This window comes from Amycolatopsis sp. NPDC102389, from assembly GCF_044765885.1.
Taxonomy (GTDB): domain Bacteria; phylum Actinomycetota; class Actinomycetes; order Mycobacteriales; family Pseudonocardiaceae; genus Amycolatopsis.
In genome coordinates, this window is sequence record NZ_JBIWKX010000031.1 from 1 (window position 1) to 12,612 (window position 12,612).

General features: G+C 70.0%; 17 protein-coding genes. 4 read left to right on the forward strand and 13 right to left on the reverse strand.

The annotated features are described in order from the left end of the window. Nucleotides 1-120 precede the first annotated feature (120 nt). Genes rdgB through ACIRGA_RS24360 form a run of 5 tightly spaced genes read right to left on the reverse strand, consistent with a single transcriptional unit; the run spans nt 121 to nt 3,791 of the window. Nucleotides 121-726 (reverse strand): RdgB/HAM1 family non-canonical purine NTP pyrophosphatase, encoded by a 606-nt coding sequence (gene rdgB, locus ACIRGA_RS24340; protein WP_400944761.1) that lies wholly within the window; start codon nt 724-726, stop codon nt 121-123. After that, on the reverse strand, nt 723-1,499 hold the full coding sequence (gene rph, locus ACIRGA_RS24345) for a ribonuclease PH (protein ID WP_126732709.1): 777 nt from the start codon (nt 1,497-1,499) through the stop codon (nt 723-725). Before rph ends, rdgB begins: the two co-directional genes overlap by 4 nt. A 23-nt stretch (nt 1,500-1,522) precedes the next feature. Next, a complete protein-coding gene (locus ACIRGA_RS24350) occupies nt 1,523-2,290 on the reverse strand; it encodes an MBL fold metallo-hydrolase (RefSeq protein ID WP_400944764.1) in 768 nt (255 codons plus the stop codon). Between the two features lie 29 nt (nt 2,291-2,319). Beyond that, nucleotides 2,320-3,126 carry a glutamate racemase gene (murI, locus tag ACIRGA_RS24355; RefSeq protein ID WP_007028257.1) on the reverse strand — a complete coding sequence of 269 codons (807 nt, stop codon included), beginning with the start codon at nt 3,124-3,126 and terminating at the stop codon, nt 2,320-2,322. Continuing rightward, on the reverse strand, nt 3,123-3,791 hold the full coding sequence (locus ACIRGA_RS24360; RefSeq protein ID WP_400944766.1) for a rhomboid family intramembrane serine protease: 669 nt from the start codon (nt 3,789-3,791) through the stop codon (nt 3,123-3,125). Before ACIRGA_RS24360 ends, murI begins: the two co-directional genes overlap by 4 nt. A gap of 82 nt (nt 3,792-3,873) precedes the next feature. Here ACIRGA_RS24360 and ACIRGA_RS24365 point away from each other — a divergent pair, with 82 nt between their 5' ends. After that, the gene (locus ACIRGA_RS24365; RefSeq protein WP_400944768.1) at nt 3,874-4,755 is read left to right on the forward strand and encodes an arylamine N-acetyltransferase; all 882 of its coding nucleotides are present in this window, start codon (nt 3,874-3,876) and stop codon (nt 4,753-4,755) included. On the opposite strand, the gene ACIRGA_RS24370 is transcribed toward ACIRGA_RS24365, so the two are convergent. The 7 genes from ACIRGA_RS24370 to clpS all read right to left on the reverse strand — a co-directional run bounded on the left by ACIRGA_RS24370 (nt 4,716) and on the right by clpS (nt 9,149). Then, nucleotides 4,716-5,429: an aspartate/glutamate racemase family protein gene (locus ACIRGA_RS24370; RefSeq protein WP_400944770.1), complete on the reverse strand. Its 714-nt coding sequence runs from the start codon at nt 5,427-5,429 to the stop codon at nt 4,716-4,718. The two genes, ACIRGA_RS24365 and ACIRGA_RS24370, sit on opposite strands and share 40 nt — an antisense overlap. 99 nt (nt 5,430-5,528) lie before the next feature. Next, nucleotides 5,529-6,479, reverse strand: coding sequence for a PLP-dependent cysteine synthase family protein (locus tag ACIRGA_RS24375; protein WP_400944771.1), 951 nt, complete (start codon nt 6,477-6,479; stop codon nt 5,529-5,531). Nucleotides 6,480-6,482: 3 nt separating this feature from the next. Next, nucleotides 6,483-6,755, reverse strand: coding sequence for a MoaD/ThiS family protein (locus tag ACIRGA_RS24380; RefSeq protein ID WP_005165659.1), 273 nt, complete (start codon nt 6,753-6,755; stop codon nt 6,483-6,485). A gap of 72 nt (nt 6,756-6,827) precedes the next feature. Then, nucleotides 6,828-7,244 (reverse strand): Mov34/MPN/PAD-1 family protein, encoded by a 417-nt coding sequence (locus tag ACIRGA_RS24385; RefSeq protein ID WP_400944773.1) that lies wholly within the window; start codon nt 7,242-7,244, stop codon nt 6,828-6,830. A gap of 62 nt (nt 7,245-7,306) precedes the next feature. Next, nucleotides 7,307-8,299 (reverse strand): P1 family peptidase, encoded by a 993-nt coding sequence (locus ACIRGA_RS24390; protein WP_400944775.1) that lies wholly within the window; start codon nt 8,297-8,299, stop codon nt 7,307-7,309. After that, a complete protein-coding gene (locus tag ACIRGA_RS24395; protein ID WP_007028265.1) occupies nt 8,296-8,853 on the reverse strand; it encodes a DUF2017 domain-containing protein in 558 nt (185 codons plus the stop codon). The genes ACIRGA_RS24390 and ACIRGA_RS24395 overlap by 4 nt, the downstream gene beginning before the upstream one ends. After that, a complete protein-coding gene (gene clpS / locus ACIRGA_RS24400) occupies nt 8,850-9,149 on the reverse strand; it encodes an ATP-dependent Clp protease adapter ClpS (RefSeq protein WP_063277132.1) in 300 nt (99 codons plus the stop codon). The genes ACIRGA_RS24395 and clpS overlap by 4 nt, the downstream gene beginning before the upstream one ends. Before the next feature lie 74 nt (nt 9,150-9,223). Between clpS and ACIRGA_RS24405 the strand changes: the two genes are divergently transcribed. Genes ACIRGA_RS24405 through ACIRGA_RS24415 form a run of 3 tightly spaced genes read left to right on the forward strand, consistent with a single transcriptional unit; the run spans nt 9,224 to nt 11,782 of the window. Continuing rightward, nucleotides 9,224-10,537 carry a nicotinate phosphoribosyltransferase gene (locus tag ACIRGA_RS24405; RefSeq protein WP_400944778.1) on the forward strand — a complete coding sequence of 438 codons (1,314 nt, stop codon included), beginning with the start codon at nt 9,224-9,226 and terminating at the stop codon, nt 10,535-10,537. 19 nt (nt 10,538-10,556) lie between these two features. Then, nucleotides 10,557-11,132, forward strand: a complete 576-nt coding sequence (locus ACIRGA_RS24410; protein ID WP_400944780.1) for an isochorismatase family protein — start codon at nt 10,557-10,559, stop codon at nt 11,130-11,132. Beyond that, entirely contained in the window at nt 11,129-11,782 is a 654-nt protein-coding gene (locus ACIRGA_RS24415; protein WP_400944782.1) for a bifunctional 4-hydroxy-2-oxoglutarate aldolase/2-dehydro-3-deoxy-phosphogluconate aldolase, read from the forward strand. The genes ACIRGA_RS24410 and ACIRGA_RS24415 overlap by 4 nt, the downstream gene beginning before the upstream one ends. A 72-nt stretch (nt 11,783-11,854) precedes the next feature. On the opposite strand, the gene ACIRGA_RS24420 is transcribed toward ACIRGA_RS24415, so the two are convergent. After that, entirely contained in the window at nt 11,855-12,520 is a 666-nt protein-coding gene (locus tag ACIRGA_RS24420) for a choice-of-anchor P family protein (RefSeq protein WP_400944784.1), read from the reverse strand. Nucleotides 12,521-12,612 lie beyond the last annotated feature (92 nt).

Sequence of the window (12,612 nt, forward strand, 5' to 3'; positions counted from 1 at the left end):
TCCTCCTGCGAACGCTGAGAAAGCCGCCGCGCGTCCGTCACCCGCACCTTCGAAGCCACACCACGATCATGACATATTTGCCTTACGTGTCAATAACCCGAATCGCCACTCACGACCACCTCAACCCACCAGCTTCCGCAGCTCGCCCACCAACGCGCGCAAGGCTTTCCCCCGGTGCGAAGCTTCGTCCTTTTCGGACGGTTCCAGCTCGGCGGAAGTGCGCGTCCCGCCTTCGGGAACGAAGATCGGGTCGTACCCGAATCCGTTGGCACCACGGCGTTCCCGGATCAGCGAGCCTCGCCATTCCCCGCGCACCACGGTTTCGTCGCCACCGGGGACGACCAGCGCGGCCGCGCAGACGAAAGCGGCGCCCATGCGCTCGTCGGGCGTGTCGGACAGCTGCGCCAGCACGAGATCCAGGTTCGCCTCGTCGTCGCCGTGCTTGCCGGACCAGCGCGCCGAAAGCACACCCGGCATGCCGTTGAGCGCGTCGACGGTGATGCCGGAATCGTCGGCGATGGCCGGGAGACCGGTCGCGGCGGCCGCGTCCTGGGCCTTCGCGAGCGCGTTGCCTTCGAAGTCCGGAGCGGTTTCGGGTGCTTCGGGGAACTCGGGCACGTCGGCGAGGCCGACGACCTCGATGCCCTCGATCCCTTCCGCCACCAGGATGCGCCGGAGCTCGCCGAGCTTCTTCGCGTTGCGGGTGGCGAGGAGCAGCTTGGTCACTTCGCACCCTTCTTCTTGTCCGGGCGCGGTTCGGGGAGCTCGCCGGGATACGGCAGCGCGAGCGCCTCGGTCTGCAGACGGGTCAGTTCCTCGCAGCCCGCGAGCGCCATGTCCAGCATGGTGTCCAAAGTGGACCGCGCGAAGGTGGCGCCCTCACCGGTGCCCTGTACCTCGATCAGGGTGCCCGCGTCGGTGGCGACGACGTTCATGTCGACCTCCGCGCGCGAGTCCTCTTCGTACGGCAGGTCGAGGCGGACCCGGCCGTCGACGACGCCCACGCTCACCGCGGCCACCGAAGACGAAAGCGGCTGCGGGTCGGCGAGGCGGCCCGCCGCGCCGAGCCAGGTGACGGCGTCGGCGAGCGCGACGTAGCCGCCGGTCACCGCGGCCGTGCGGGTGCCGCCGTCGGCCTGGATGACGTCGCAGTCGATGACGATCGTGTTCTCCCCCAACGCCGCCAGGTCGATGCAGGCGCGCAGGGACCGGCCGATCAGCCGGGAGATCTCGTGCGTGCGGCCGCCGACGCGGCCCTTGATGGATTCGCGGTCGCTGCGGGTGTTGGTCGCCGACGGCAGCATCGCGTACTCGGCGGTGACCCAGCCGAGGCCGGAACCGGCCCGCCAGCGGGGGACGCCTTCGGTGACGCTCGCCGCGCACAGCACCCGGGTGTCGCCGAATTCGATCAACACCGATCCCGCGGGCCACCGCTGGAAGCCGCGGGTGATCTTGATGTCGCGAAGCTGGTCGTCGTTCCTGCCGTCTTTTCTCGCCACGGCCGCCACTCTAGAACCCCGCGTCAGAGGTCGTAGACGGCGCCCTGCTCGACCAGCTCGGCCGCGGGGAACGCGACGGCCGCCTCGGCGAGGACGGCGGCACGGTCGGTCCAGGGCGCGACATGGGTGAGCAACAGCCGCCCGACCTCGGCTTTGCGCCCCAGCTCGCCCGCTTCCTTGCCGGACAGGTGGACGCCGGCGGGCCGGTTGGGCGAATCGGTCCACGACGCTTCGGACAGCAGGACGTCGACGCCGCCGGCGAGCTCCGTCAGGGTGTCGCAGACGCCCGTGTCACCGGTGTAGGCGAGGGTCTTGCCCCCGTAGGTGAAGCGCAGGCCGAACGCCGGGGTCGGGTGGTCGACGGGGACCGCGGTGACCTCGAACGGCCCGATCTCCATGGGCTCCGGCCGCAGCGGCTCGAAGGCGAAGACGTCGGAAAGGTCGGTGGTCGCCCGTTCCTCCTCGTTCGCGGCATAGGCGTGGGCGAGCCGCTCGTGCACGTCCGACGGCCCGTACACCGGAAGCCGCCGCGGCCGTGCCGGATACGGCACCGCCGGGTGGTAGCGGCGCAGCACGGTGAGCGCGCTGACGTCGGCGCAATGATCGGGGTGCAGGTGCGAAAGGATCAGCGCGTCCAGGTCGAACGGGTCGCGCAGGGCCTGCAGCCTGGCGAGCGTCCCGTTGCCCAGTTCGAGCCCCAGGACGAACCCGTCCGCCTCGAGCAGATAGCCGGACGCGGCGGCGTCGGGCCCGGGGATGCTGCCGGAGCAGCCGAGGATCGTGAGACGCACTGTGACACCTTAAGCACGGAATCGGCGATTTACGCGCTGGTGGGAGCCAGCACACCCGGAGCGAAGCCCATGAACCGCTGAGCGAGTCGGGTGAACGGCTCGGCGGATCCGGTGGCGACGAACTCGTGCCGCGGCGGCGTGTCGCGCTCGGCGAGGAGGTCGGCCTCGGTGAGGACGCGCACGAGGTCACGCGCGGTCTCCTCGGCGCTGGACACCAGCGTGACGTCCTGGCCCATGACGATCTGCAGCACCCCGGACAGCAAGGGGTAGTGCGTGCAGCCCATGACCAGCGTGTCGACCTGCGCGTCCAGCAGTGGTTCCAGATAGCCCTGCGCGAGCCCGAGCACCTGCCGCCCGGTGGTGATCCCGCGTTCGACGAAATCCACGAACCGCGGGCACGCGACGCTGGTGATCTCGACGTCCTGCGCGGCGTTGAAGGCGTCGTCGTAGGCGCGGGACCGGACGGTGCCCTCGGTGCCGATCACCCCGATACGCCCGGATCGCGTGGCGGACACGGCCCGGCGCGCGGCCGGGAGGACGACCTCGATCACGGGGACGTCGTAGCGCTCCCTCGCGTCGCGAAGGCAGGCGGCGGAGGCGGTGTTGCAGGCGATGACCAGCGCCTTCACCCCGCCTTCGACGATGTCGTCCAGCGCTTCCAGCGCGTACTGGCGTGCCGTCGCGATGGGAAGCGGACCGTATGGGTTGCGGGCGGTGTCGCCGACGTAGCGCAACTGCTCACCGGGCAGCTGCTCCAGGATCGCCCTGGCGACGGTGAGCCCGCCCACTCCGGAATCGAAGACGCCGATCGGGGCGTCGGCGCTCGGCTTGGTCACCCGGCGAGGCTACCGGGGCCGGTGGCTTTCTTGGCCTGCGACCTGTCCGCTCGCGCCATCGCCCAGGCCGCGAAGACCCCGGAAAGCGCGCCGAACAGGTGCCCCTGCCAGGAGACGCCCGGATCACCCGGAAGCAGGCCCCAGAGCATCCCGCTCCAGATGCCCAGCAGCACCACGGCCACCAGGATCTGCCCGACGGCGCGGTTGAAGATGCCCCGGACCAGCAGGAACGCGAGCCAGCCGAAGGCGACGCCGGACGCTCCGACGGTCACCGTGCCGCCCGGCGCGATCAGCCAGACGCCGAGACCGGAGAGCACCCAGATGATCGCGGTGACCAGCACCCACCGGCCGATGCCCGCGGACATCGCGAGGAAGGCGAACACCAGCACCGGGAGGGTGTTGGAGAACAGATGCCCCCAGCCCGCGTGCAGCAACGGCGCCCAGAGTACGCCGTCGAGATCGGAGACCTCACGAGCGACGATTCCGCCGCTCTGATCGAGGTCGACGGGCAGCACGACGTCGACCAGCTCCACCAGGTAGAGCAGCGCGGTGAAGGCGAGCGCCACGATCGCGGCGGCCCTCGGGTTCGGCGGCAGGACGCGTTTGGCCGGATCCGTACCGGACGACTCGCTCGCCGGGACCGGCTGGGGAGGCAGTGTGGTCACCTCCCCAGGCTACGACGGGGATCGGCGAGATCGCCTCCGTGAGAACCCTGATTTGTCGGTGGGTGCCGCTACGGTCGATCACATGGGGTTCCCTTCTTCCGAGCACTCCGAGCAGATCGACGTGCCCGCCTACCTCGCGCGACTCGGCCTCGAGCACGAGCCGCCGAGCCTCGACGCCCTTTTCCGCTTGCACGCGGCCCATGTGGAACGCGTGCCGTACGAAGATTTCGAAGTCCAGCTGGGCCGGGTGACCTCGCTGGACCCGGCGGTGTCGTTCGGCCGGATCGCCGCCGGCCGCGGCGGCTACTGCTATCACCTCAACGGCGCGTTCTCGGCCCTGCTGCGGGCGCTCGGTTACCAGGTCACCCGGCATCCGAGCGGGGCACAGATGCCGGGCGGGCCATCCGGGATCCACCTCAACCACCTGGCGCTGACGGTGACCGGGCTGCCCGAGACGCCCGAGGTCGGCTGGATGGTCGACGTCGGGCTCGGGGACGGCATCCACGAGCCGCTCCCGCTGCGTGAAGGCGAGTACAAACAAGGGCCGCTGGTGTTCCGCATGCGGCCGTCGGAGGTCACGCCCGGCGGCTGGCGGTTCGACCACGATCCGCAGGGCAGTTTCGTCGGGATGGATTTCGCGCCGGAGACGGCCGTGATGGCCGACTTCGCCGAAAAGCACGTCGAGCTGTCGACGTCGGAGGACTCCGGATTCGTCCGCACGCTGGTGCTGCAGCGCCGCGACGCCGACGGAGTGGACTCGCTGCGCGCGCTGACCTTGACCGGTCTGCCGGGCGGCAGAACGGTGCTGGAATCACCGGCCGAGTGGTGGACGGCGATCGAGGACGTCTTCGGCGTGCCGCGCGGCGGATTCACCGATGAAGAACAGGACAGGCTGTGGCGGCAGGCCGTCGGCCAGCACGAGCGTCACACCGCGGGAGGAAGTGAGGTCTTACCCAGCGCGTAGTCCACGGCCGCTTCGGCGTGCAGCCTCGTCGTGGGAAAGGTGGGCACCGCACTGTCTTCGGCGCCCACGAGCAGTTCGATCTCCGTGCAGCCGTAGATCACGCCTTCCGCGCCCGCTTCGACGAGTCTCGCGATGACCTCGCGGTACCGCTCGCGGGAGTCCTCGGTGACCACGCCGTGGACGAGTTCGTCGTAGATGACGCGGTGCACCGTCTCGCGGTCCTCTTCGCCCGGCACGAGCACATCGAGGCCGTGCGCGGCGAGACGTTCGCGGTAGAACGGCTGGGCCATGGTGAAGCCGGTGCCCAGGAGCCCGACACGCTTGATGCCGGCGGCCTTGATCGCGACGGCCGTGGTGTCGGCGAGATGCAGGAGCGGGACGCCCAGGCCGTCGGCGAGCCGGTCGGCGACCTTGTGCATCGTGTTGGTGCAGAGGACGACGAAGTCCGCTCCGGCGGCTTCGAGGGCGCGTGCGGCGCGGTTCAGTTCGCGTCCGGCGTCGTCCCAGCGGCCTTCGGCCTGCATCGCTTCGATTTCGGCGAAGTCCACGGAGTAGAGCACCGTGCGCGCGGAGTGGTACCCGCCGCGCAGCTCACGGACGCGCTCGTTCACCAGCCGGTAGTACTCGGCCGACGATTCCCAGCTCATCCCGCCCAGCAGGCCGATGGTCTTCATGCCGCCATCGTGCCAGGACGAGCGGTTCGCGATGGGTCTCGTGAGTGGTAAGGGCGGTTAGAACCGTCCTCACCACTCACGAGGCCCGAGCACGAAGAGTCAGGCCCAGAGCTGCCCGTCGAGCCTTTCGGCCGCCTCGTCGAGCGAGCCGGAGTACGCGCCCGTCGAGAGGTACTTCCACCCCGCGTCCGCGACCACGAAGGCCACGTCGGCGGGCTTTCCCGAAGCGGCGGCCTTCTCGGCGACGGCCAGCGCGGCGTGCAGCACGGCACCGGTCGAGATCCCCGCGAAGATGCCTTCGTGCTCCAGCAGCTCCCGTGTCCGGCGAAGCGCGTCGTACGCGCCGACGGAGTACCGGCCGTTGAGCACACTCGCGTCGTAAAGCTCCGGGACGAAGCCCTCGTCGAGGTTCCGCAGGCCGTACACCAGCTCGCCGTAACGCGGTTCGGCCGCGATGATCTGCACGTCCGGCTTCGCCTCGTGCAGGTAGCGCCCGACGCCGACCAGCGTGCCGGTGGTGCCGAGGCCGCCGACGAAATGCGTCAGGGTCGGCAGGTCCTTGAGCAGTTCGGGCCCGGTGCCGCGGTAGTGCGCGTCGGCGTTGGCCGGGTTGCCGTACTGGTAGAGCATCACCCAGTCCGGGTTGGCCTCCGCGAGCTCCTTCGCCCGGCGCACGGCCTCGTTGGACCCGCCGGCGGCCGGGGAGAAGACGATCCGCGCGCCGTACGCCTGCAGCAGCTGCTTGCGTTCGGTGGAGGTGTTCTCCGGCATCACGCACACCAAGCCGTAGCCCTTGAGCTTCGCGGCCATGGCGAGCGAGATCCCGGTGTTGCCCGACGTCGGCTCCAGGATCGTGGAGCCGCGCCGGAGGATGCCTTCACGCTCGGCGGCCTCGATCATCGCCAGCGCGGGGCGATCCTTGATCGAACCGGTCGGGTTGCGATCCTCCAGCTTCGCCCACAACCGCACGTCGTGGGTGGGCGAAAGCCGGGGAAGACCGACCAGCGGGGTGCCGCCGAGCGCGTCGAGCAGCGACTCGAAGCGAGCCATCGATCAGCCACCGGCCACGGCGGGCAGGATGGTCAGGGTGTCGCCGTCCTTGACCTCGGCCTCGAGACCGCCGGAGAAGCGGACGTCCTCGTCGTTGACGTAGACGTTGACGAACCGGTGCAGCTTCTCTTCCTTGACCAGGCGGGCCTTGAGGCCGCCGTGGCGGGACTCGATGTCGTCGATCACCTCGAGCACGGTCTTGCCGGTCGCCTCGACGGACTTCTCGCCGCCGGTGTGCGTACGCAGGATGGTCGGGATGGACACGGTCACGGCCATGGTTTTCTACCTCCGGTGGGTTCTCTGCAACGCAGACGTTCGGGCCGGTCCGGGTTATTCCCGGACGGGGGTTCAGCCGATGATCTCGACGGGCTCCTCGGTGATCTCCCCGTCCACGATCCGGTACGACCGGAACTGATGCGAATCGGGGTCCTTGGTGGAAACGAGCACGTAGTGCGCGTCGGGTTCCGAGGCGTACGAGACATCGGTGCGGGACGGGTAGGCGTCGGTCGCGGTGTGCGAGTGGTAGATGACCACCGGCACCTCGTCGTTGGCGTCCATCTCGCGGTAGAGCTTGAGCAGATCACCCGAGTCGAATTCGTAGAACGTGGGCGAGCGCGCCGCGTTCAGCATCGGGATGTACCGCTCGGGGCGGTCCGATCCCTCGGGACCGGCGATCACCCCGCACGCCTCATCGGGATGGTCACGACGGGCATGGGCGACGATCTCGTCGACGAGTTCACGGCGGATCCGGAGCACGTCGCCCATCTTAGGTGCTGGACAGACCCGGTCCATACTCTGAGATTGCCGCCACTCGGCACCTCGGCCGGTCAGGAGAAGGCTTCGGGCCAGACGTCCCGGTACGCCCGCATGTCCCCCGCCGAAGTGGCGGAGAGCACACCGTGCACCATCGCCCGCCCGAACACCCGCGCGGCCGCCGAGCAGAGCCCGTCCAGCACCATCGCACGCCGCGCCGCCGCGACCGGGCCCGCGCCACCGGGAAGCTCCCGGTCGCCGGTCGCCAGCGCGAACACCGTGTCGCCGTCGAACATCGTGTGCGCGGGCCGCACGGCCCTGGCGAGACCGTCCTGAGCGGCCACCGCGAGCCGTCGAGCCTCCGCCTTGGACAAGGCCGCGTCGACCGCGACCACGCCGATGGTCGTGTTGAGCCCCGCGGCCTTCGCCTCGACGTCGCCGGGCCGGTCGGGCCAGCGGATCTTGAACTCGCCGTCGACCTCGTGATCCGCCGCGTACGCGCGGCCGGTCGAGAGATCGACAGCCTCACCGGCGGCGTTCACGGCGGCGACGACGCCGACGGTGAACTCCCCGACCTTCTCCGAGGCCGTCCCGATCCCACCTTTGAGTGATCCCGCCTTCGCCCCGGCACCCGCGCCGACGGTCCCCGTCGGCACTGGGCCGTCCTTGGCCGCTTGGCACGCCGCGTAGCCGAAGGAGGCATCCGGGCGGTTGCCCCAGTCACCGCGCGGCAGGTCGAACAACACCGCGGCGGGCACGATCGGCACCACCTCGTGCGGCTGAGTCCCCACCGGGATGCCCTGATTCCGTTCGGCGAGCCAGCGCATGACGCCGTCGGCCGCGGCCAGGCCGTACGCGCTCCCGCCGGACAGGCAGATCGCGTTGACGTGCTGGACCAGGTTCTCCGGCTCCAGCAGGTTGGTCTCGCGCGTGCCGGGCGCGCCGCCGCGCTGGTCGACGGCCCCGACGGCGCCGCCGGGAACCAGCACGACCGTCGTCCCGGTCGCCCAGCCGCCGCCGACCCGCTCGTGGTGCCCGACCAGTACGCCGGGAACGTCGGTGATCATGACGTCAGCGACTGGATGAGGGTCTCCTGCACCCAGGTCAGCCAGTGGTAGACGCCGAGATGCGGCGCGCGCGGATCGTCCTCGGGCAGTTCGTCGGGCATGTCCTCGGTGACGTCGAGCGCGGTGCCCAGCGCCAGCCGGACGTCGTTGAGCGCGCCCAGCCACGCGTCGGCCTGCTCGAAGGTCAGCCGCACGTTCCCGCCGTCACGCGGCAGGGTGTCCAGCACGATCTTCGCGACGCCGACCTTCTTGTCGAGGAGCTCGGGCTCGTGGATCGACCGCATCGCGGCGGCCGAGTCGATGTCCTCACGGGTCGGGTTGTCCGGGTCGAGCTTGTGGAAGTCCGGCAGCAGCCGCGAAAGCACCGGGTCGTCCGGCGACTCGGTCGGGCCGGTGCGGATCCCGGTCAGCTCCGCGAGCTCGTCCTGCGGCGCCTCCTCGGCGCGCGCGGTGAGCATGTCCTCCAGCTGGCTGACCAGGCCGCGCAGCACGGCGGCCTCCTGCTGCTCGAACCCGGCGACGATGGTCTCGCCCTTGCGGCGCCATCCGTTCATGAAGGCTGCTCCATGGTCGCCCAGAGGCCGGCGGCGTGGAGCTTCGCGACGTCGGTCTCCACCTTCTCCTTGGAACCGGAGGACACGATCGCCTTGCCCTTCTGGTGTACGTCGAGCATCAGCTTCGTCGCGTGGTCGCGGCTGTAACCGAACAGCTTCTGGAACACGTACGTCACGTACGACATGAGGTTCACCGGATCGTTCCAGACGACCGTCCGCCAGGGTTTGTCCTCAGAGACGATTTCTACTCCCTGTGGATCAACCTGCGTCTGCTCGGATGCGACAGGCGTGGACATGCACTCCATGGTGTCACGGGCCCGATCAGGTACGGGTTGGCAGGTCCGGCCATGTGGGTGAATAGGCTGGTGCCATGGGTTTCCCCGAGGCGGCCACTGGCGCCAGCACCGCGCTGCTCACCGACCACTACGAGCTGACCATGCTGGCCAGCGCCCTGTCCGACGGGACGGCGGACAGGCCGTGCGTCTTCGAGGTCTTCGCACGTCGTCTGCCCGACGGCCGCCGCTACGGCGTCGTCGCGGGCACCGGGCGGGTCCTCGACGCGATCGCGGACTTCCGGTTCACCGATGCCGAGCTGAGCCAGCTGGAAGCGACGGCGGTGGTCGACGACGCCACCCTTTCGTGGCTCGCGGACTACTCCTTCTCGGGGAACATCGACGGTTACCCCGAGGGCGAGCTCTACTTCCCCGGCTCCCCGATCCTGACCGTCACCGGCTCGTTCGGCGAGGCCGTCGTGCTGGAGACGCTGATCCTCTCGATCCTCAACCACGACAGCGCGATCGCGTCCGCGGCGGCGCGGATGTCGGGCGCCGCGCACGGCAGGCCGATCATCGAGATGGGCGGGCGCCGCACGCACGAGTACGCCGCCGTCGCCGCCGCGCGAGCCGCGTACCTCTCCGGGTTCGCCACGACCTCCAACCTCGAAGCCGGGCGCCGCTACGGCATCCCGACCCGGGGCACCGTCGCGCACGCGTTCATGTTGCTGCACGACAGCGAAGAGGCGGCGTTCCGCGCGCAGGTGGACAAGATGGGCGCCGACACCACCCTCCTGGTGGACACCTACGACATCACCAAGGGCATCGAAACGGCCGTCCGGGTGGCAGGCACCGAGCTCGGCGCGATCCGCATCGACTCCGGCGACGTCGGCCCGCTGGCGCGCAAGGCCCGCGAGCAGCTGGACGCCCTGGGCGCCAAGGACACCCGGATCGTGGTGTCGGGCGACCTCGACGAGCACGCGATCGCGGCGCTGCGGGCGGAACCCGTCGACGCGTACGGCGTGGGGACCTCGGTCGTCACCGGTTCCGGCGCGCCGACCGCGGGGATGGTCTACAAGCTCGTCGAGGTCGACGGCAAACCGGTCGCCAAGCGCAGCGCGCACAAGGAATCCCGCGGCGGACGGAAATCCGCGCTGCGACGGCACCGCGGCACCGGCACCGCCGTCGAAGAGGTGATCTGGACGGCGGCGACGCCGTCCTCGCAGGTCCCGGAACAGGGACCGAACGACCACGAATTGCAGATTCCGCTGGTCCGGGACGGCCGGACGGTGGATGATTTGCCCACGCTGGACGACGCGCGCCAGCGGCTTCGGCGGGCGCTGGTGAGCCTTCCGTGGGAAGGCCTCAAGCTCTCGCACGGGGAGCCCGCCATCCCGACCGTATTCGTCTAAAGAGACTCAGGAGCAACACATGGGGACCGCCTTGATCGTGGTCGATGTGCAGAACGACTTCTGCGAGGGCGGGTCGCTCGGCCTGCCCGGTGGCGCCGCCGCCGCGGAAGCGATCTCCAAGCAGGCCGCGGAAGGCGGCTACGCGCACGTCGTCGCCACCCGCGATTACCACATCGATCCTGGCGACCACTTCAGCGAGACGCCGGACTTCAAGGACAGCTGGCCGCGGCACTGCGTCGCGGGCACCTCCGGCGCGTCGTTCCACCCCGCGCTCGACGTGGTCCCGATCAGCGAGGTCTTCTCCAAGGGCGAGTACACGGCCGCGTACTCCGGCTTCGAAGGCAACGCGCGCGACGGCAAGACGCTCGACGCGTGGCTGAAGGAGCACGACGTGACCGAGGTCGACGTCGTCGGCATCGCGACCGACTTCTGCGTCCGCGCGACGGCGCTCGACGCGGCGAAGGCGGGCTTCACCGTGCGAGTGCTGCTCGACCTCACGGTCGGCGGCTCGCAGCCGACGGTCGACGCCGCGCTCAAGGACTTCGACGAGGCCGGCGTGGCCTACACGGGAAAGGCGCCGGTTCCGTCCGCATGATCCAGCACGACCTCCAGGACACCCTGATCGAAAACCGGCTCGTCGCGATCCTGCGGGCCGCGGACGCGAGCCGGTTCGCCGACGCCGCGACGGTGCTGCACGCGGCCGGTGTGCGCGTACTCGAAGCGGCGTTGACCACGCCGGGCGCCACGGACGCCATCGCGACCATCCGCAAGAAGCTCGGCGACGACGCGCACATCGGCGCCGGGACCGTGCGCGAAGTGTCCGATGTGGACAAAGCGGCGGACGCCGGTGCGACCTTCCTGGTCACGCCGACGGTGAACCCGCTGGTCATCGAGCGCGCGCACGAACGCGGGCTGCCGGTGATCTGCGGCGCGCTGACCCCGACCGAGATCGACCAGGCGTGGCGTCTCGGCGCGGCGGCGGTGAAGGTGTTCCCGATCGCGGCCGTCGGCGGGATCGCCTACTTGCGGGCGATCCGGGCGCCGATGCCGGACATCCCGCTCGTCCCGACGGGCGGCGTCCACCTGGCCGACGTCGCGAAGTACCTCGAGTCCGGTTCGATCGCCGTCGCGGCCGCCACGCCGCTTCTCGGCGACGCACTCACTTCGAAAGGGTCGCTGACGGATCTGGCCACCCGGGCGAGTGAGTTCGTCGCCGCGGCCGCGAAGTACGTCTCGCGCGCCTGACGCGTTTAGTCCTCTGAATGCGGTACTTGCGTGTGCAAGGACCGCATTCAGAGGACGAAATGCGGGAGAGGGTCAGGGCTTCTTCTTGCCATACGGGTCGCAGCGCGCGGTCCCGAGGTAGATGTCGCCCTTCGCCGGTCCGCCGCCCTGCGGGAACAGCTTGATGTGCAGCATGTGCGTCACGAGGCTCCCGTCGGGGGGCGTCGGCGTGACGGTCTCGTTGACCGTGAGCGACGCCAGCGCCGTCCCGCCCTTTCCACCGGCGATGGTCAGCCGGTAGTTCTGCGGGATGTTCTCCGGCAGCGTGAACCCGGTGACGTCGCCGAACTCGATGTAGCCGAGGCTGCCGTCCTTGGTGGTGCTGCATTTCGCCATGAACGTGCGGACCTTGATCACCGGTCCGCCGAACCGCTTGAGCAGGGTGGTCTCGAAGCGCCGCCCGGCCGCCTCGCCGACGGCCACCTCGCCGTTCCGGCCGCAGCGCGACTCGCCGCCGCCGAACCGGGCGAAGTCGCCGGTGGACCCGCCCTGGGTCTTCGCGTTCAAAGGACCGTCGACATCGCACGGCGCCAGCTCGCCGGTGACCACGTGTTCGTCGCCGACCTCCACGTCGAGCGAACCGACCGACGCGGCCGCCGTCGCGGGCGCGGGATCGGCCGACGCGATCGCCGGCCCTCCCGTCACCAGCGCCCCGGTCAGCATCGTCACCGACAACAGCCTCGAAACGGGTTTCCTCATGTCCGGCAGCCTTCACCAACCGCCTGTCCCATGCAGGGTCATGCCACCCGGTCGAGTGGATCGTGAGGTGCCCGACATTCGGTCCACCGCCC

Excerpts from the sequence above, each read along its gene's own strand:
- ACIRGA_RS24365 (WP_400944768.1), top strand. The coding sequence starts at position 3,874 with ATGGGGTTCCCTTCTTCCGAGCACTCCGAGCAGATCGACGTGCCCGCC.
- ACIRGA_RS24370 (WP_400944770.1), bottom strand. The coding sequence starts at position 5,429 with ATGAAGACCATCGGCCTGCTGGGCGGGATGAGCTGGGAATCGTCGGCC.
- ACIRGA_RS24375 (WP_400944771.1), bottom strand. The coding sequence starts at position 6,479 with ATGGCTCGCTTCGAGTCGCTGCTCGACGCGCTCGGCGGCACCCCGCTG.
- ACIRGA_RS24380 (WP_005165659.1), bottom strand. The coding sequence starts at position 6,755 with ATGGCCGTGACCGTGTCCATCCCGACCATCCTGCGTACGCACACCGGC.
- ACIRGA_RS24385 (WP_400944773.1), bottom strand. The coding sequence starts at position 7,244 with ATGGGCGACGTGCTCCGGATCCGCCGTGAACTCGTCGACGAGATCGTC.
- ACIRGA_RS24390 (WP_400944775.1), bottom strand. The coding sequence starts at position 8,299 with ATGATCACCGACGTTCCCGGCGTACTGGTCGGGCACCACGAGCGGGTC.
- ACIRGA_RS24395 (WP_007028265.1), bottom strand. The coding sequence starts at position 8,853 with ATGAACGGATGGCGCCGCAAGGGCGAGACCATCGTCGCCGGGTTCGAG.
- clpS (WP_063277132.1), bottom strand. The coding sequence starts at position 9,149 with ATGTCCACGCCTGTCGCATCCGAGCAGACGCAGGTTGATCCACAGGGA.
- ACIRGA_RS24405 (WP_400944778.1), top strand. The coding sequence starts at position 9,224 with ATGGGTTTCCCCGAGGCGGCCACTGGCGCCAGCACCGCGCTGCTCACC.
- ACIRGA_RS24410 (WP_400944780.1), top strand. The coding sequence starts at position 10,557 with ATGGGGACCGCCTTGATCGTGGTCGATGTGCAGAACGACTTCTGCGAG.
- ACIRGA_RS24415 (WP_400944782.1), top strand. The coding sequence starts at position 11,129 with ATGATCCAGCACGACCTCCAGGACACCCTGATCGAAAACCGGCTCGTC.
- ACIRGA_RS24420 (WP_400944784.1), bottom strand. The coding sequence starts at position 12,520 with ATGAGGAAACCCGTTTCGAGGCTGTTGTCGGTGACGATGCTGACCGGG.